The sequence below is a fragment of the Candidatus Komeilibacteria bacterium CG_4_10_14_0_2_um_filter_37_10 genome, assembly GCA_002793075.1.
GTDB lineage: Bacteria > Patescibacteriota > Patescibacteriia > UBA1558 > UBA1558 > UM-FILTER-37-10.
The window spans coordinates 1-3,349 of the sequence record PFPO01000070.1 but is presented as its reverse complement, the minus strand read 5'-3'; the positions used below and the strand labels follow the sequence as shown (position 1 = coordinate 3,349).

At 35.1% G+C, this 3,349-nt stretch carries 6 protein-coding genes and 1 tRNA gene; 2 read left to right on the top strand and 5 right to left on the bottom strand.

Features of this window, described 5'->3' with window-relative positions; genetic code table 11:
* From COX77_03565 to COX77_03545, 5 genes are all read right to left on the bottom strand, one after another.
* The coding region (locus COX77_03565; GenBank protein PIZ98745.1) for a hypothetical protein at nt 1–184 on the bottom strand (184 nt) is incomplete at its 3' end.
* 24 nt (nt 185–208) lie between these two features.
* Complete coding sequence (locus COX77_03560; GenBank protein PIZ98744.1) at nt 209–484, bottom strand: hypothetical protein; 276 nt, start codon at nt 482–484, stop codon at nt 209–211.
* A 196-nt stretch (nt 485–680) separates the two neighbouring features.
* Complete coding sequence (locus COX77_03555) at nt 681–1,298, bottom strand: hypothetical protein (protein PIZ98743.1); 618 nt, start codon at nt 1,296–1,298, stop codon at nt 681–683.
* Between the two features lie 65 nt (nt 1,299–1,363).
* Nucleotides 1,364–1,630 (bottom strand): excinuclease ABC subunit C, encoded by a 267-nt coding sequence (locus COX77_03550; GenBank protein PIZ98742.1) that lies wholly within the window; start codon nt 1,628–1,630, stop codon nt 1,364–1,366.
* 151 nt (nt 1,631–1,781) lie between these two features.
* Nucleotides 1,782–1,856: transfer RNA gene (locus COX77_03545), tRNA-Asn, on the bottom strand.
* Nucleotides 1,857–2,100: 244 nt separating this feature from the next.
* Between COX77_03545 and COX77_03540 the strand changes: the two genes are divergently transcribed.
* Entirely contained in the window at nt 2,101–2,898 is a 798-nt protein-coding gene (locus COX77_03540; protein ID PIZ98741.1) for a hypothetical protein, read from the top strand.
* A gap of 115 nt (nt 2,899–3,013) precedes the next feature.
* Nucleotides 3,014–3,349, top strand: a 336-nt coding sequence (locus COX77_03535) for a hypothetical protein (protein PIZ98740.1), incomplete at its 3' end; no start/stop codon positions are given.

The window sequence follows — 3,349 nt, the reverse complement described above, 5'->3', positions numbered from 1 at the left end:
ATTTGAAATAGAATTTAAGACCTGGCCAATCAGGGCTTGCAGACTCGAAGAATAATTTAACATCATCGGAATGGGCAGATTCTCCTCCCGACACAATCTGAGTACTGGTATCGCGAAAGCCAACTAACACCATATCGAACGGAGCGAGTACCGGTGAACCTGCCTGATAAGCTTCAAAACTCATACCAGGTTTATGCTGATAGGATTCCTAGTCTGGATGACCGCCAACCTTTGGGCCAAGTGTAATTATATCAGGATCAGCACCAGTGCCGTATAACTCCATATGAGTATTAATGCCATCGAGACTAGGTGGCGGTGAAGTAATTGCCGATGCGCTCGTATCGAGCACGACAGAAATAGATGGTGAATTATTTATTTGTTCAGCTTTCTGTTGTGCTTCCCGCTGTTGTTGTGTAGTTTCAGTTATAGTTTGTTTAACATTTATATTCTTCTGCCACAAAATACAATTTACCCCAACCAACACGATAATGGTTACCCCAAATCCTAATAATAAAAATTTGTTTTAAAGTAAAATCATCATTGATTATTATATCATAAAAATAAAATCGCCATAATAATCAATAATATAGTAACTACTAATTCGTGGCTATTTTTAAACACTTAGGCATATAGATATATTGGAGTTATTTTTAAAAAGTGATTAAACTAGTGCGTGATAACTACAGCTTATTTTCTTTAATATATTCTGTTATCTTGTTAATAATTTCTTGATCCCTTTTAAATCTATTAGTGACTCTGTAGCCATCTTTTAAGCTAAATCTGTAAGCAGCTAAAAAATGTTCTGGCCGTAAAGTATAGGCGTCAACTTTTCCGTACTTTACAAGGTCTGTGTAATCTTTAATTATTCCATCTTTCACGAATATACTTTTTTTTGCAAACCCAATCTTAAAATTATCCAATAAAAACTCATGTTCTCTCCTATTAATTAATACAAAGTTATGTGACGAAAGAAATGTATTAAATTCTTCCCAATCATTATCAATGAACTTATCTTCTACTAACAGATCAAGATCACCAAACTGTTTAAAGTTACCAAGATAATAAGAGACGCCAAAGGATCCGTATATTACAGGTTTTATGTTCAATTTTTTTAATATTTTTATAATTTTAAGTAATATTGTTTCCATAAAAGTTAAATAATATTTTTCATCTAACGATATTTTATCACATAACACAAAATGTGTAATTAATAAAAACAACAAGATCTTTAACCCTGTTATTTTTCCAAGTATTGCATTGTACCTGACGAATCGTTGAGTGGCTCCGCTAAGCACCATACGGTGCTTAGCTCCGCGTGATGAGTTCTTAATAAAAAGCCTGATCTCTTCCTTGCATAATTATATTATTGATCATTGGATCTTAAGTATTCCTTAAGCATTTGTCTTAGAGTCACTTTTCCTTTGTTTGTTTTAAAGTAACTTTCTCTTCTTAACGCATCGTGCTTATTAAGGTAGGCTTCAAAAAATATTAACTTAAGTGGCAGTCGTCGCGATGTAGATTTGTTTCTACCAGAACGATGTTCATTTAGTCTCCTGTTAAGGTTACTAGTAAAACCGATATAGAACAATTTATCTTTAAGACTTTGTAGAATGTAAACATAACAAAACATATAATTAGTTTAATAATAAAAAAACAAGGTGATAACCCTGTTTTTTATTGGGCGGTTAACCATTCACTTTCGTTCCGGTTCACCGTATGAATCACTCGCCGAAAATTAGCTTTTGGCTGAGCCATGTACCCGAGTGGCAGCGAGTGGTTCATGGCTCCGCGGGTCGGGCTCGAACCGACAACCTACTGATTAACAGTCAGTTGCTCTGCCATTGAGCTACCGCGGAATATATTATTGTACTTACTCTTGGTAGTTTACGTCTTATCTTTTGTGACCATTGCCCGCCCTAGGCGGGTCCGCCTCCTTGCCGCGCTAGCTTTCAGGCGTAGCGGGATGGCGGAAGCTACCGCGGAATAAATTAACCGCTGTCAGTATAATATATTTCAACAAGCAAATCAAGTCACCTCTTTCCTACTTAATAAAATAGCCAAATATATGATTAAATTAATATTATCTGGTATAATGCTCCCATGTCTTATGTAAAATTACTTAGCTGGAATATTCAAGGGCGCTACTATCGAGGCACTTATACTCCTTTTATCAAAATCGCACCTTATCTAGAAAAATATAATGCTGATGTTATCTGCTTGCAAGAATTCTCCAATGCGGAAAAAAAATTAAAAAAATTTCTTCATCTAAGTGAATATCACGTTTACGTCCCTGAAAAAAATAATTATAGTGAAATACACCATAATTATAATCACAATGTAATTCTTAGCAAATATCCTATTATTGCCGCTCGGGAAATTAATTTCTCGCATTCAATAAATAAAACACCTGATCAAGCCACTTGTGTTGATCTACAAATAAATAATAAAGTATGGCGGATCTATAACTGTCATTTAGCAATTGATCGCGTCGGTATTAATACTAGACTCCAACAACTGGCAATAATCATAAAAGACAGCACCAAACACCAAGGTCCAGTAATTATTTGTGGCGATATGAATACCACCATTCCTGCTGCTGGTTGGCAGCGCCTAATCGTGTCTCTGTGGCATCAGGAACCAAAACAGGAGATGTATATTAACGGACAATACTACACCAATTCTGAAAAATATATCTTCCAACAACAAGCCCGAATACATGGTTTTAAAGAAACGTTCGCTCTTAATAAACCAACGTGGTCACCCATATACTCAAAACGTTGGGAAATGTTTAAATTAAAATTAGATTGGGTGCTAACAAAAAACCTAAAAGTAGAAAAAGCCGATCTGGGCCCATACCTTTCTGATCACCGACCCTTGCAAATACAAACTAATACCTAATATTGCCGCTTGACTAATCGAACGCTATGGTTTAAATTATTGACAAATACAACAATATATGATATATTGCTACATTAATTGAAAATTAACAAAAAAATATCAAAAAGGAGAAGGTATGCACCATATAATTATCGACGAATCAATATTATTAAATAATGTCATTCGTCCTAAAGATCTATCAGTTTCCAATATTAATACAATCGGAAAATTTGGTAAGTGTGAAATAGAAAAAAGCGCCGGTATGCTAGTTAAATTTTTTCAAACCGTGAAAAACAATCGATGGGCACCCTTTACTATTACCGAACTACATCAATTTTATTTAGCTGAAGAAGCTAATCCCGATAAAATGTTTTACGGTTTAGCTGGTCTTTTCTTTGATGACGGCGGATTGGGTTCTATTAGGGAAGCTAATCCCTGTCTGATGTTTGACTCTACTGGCAAGATTTGCGTG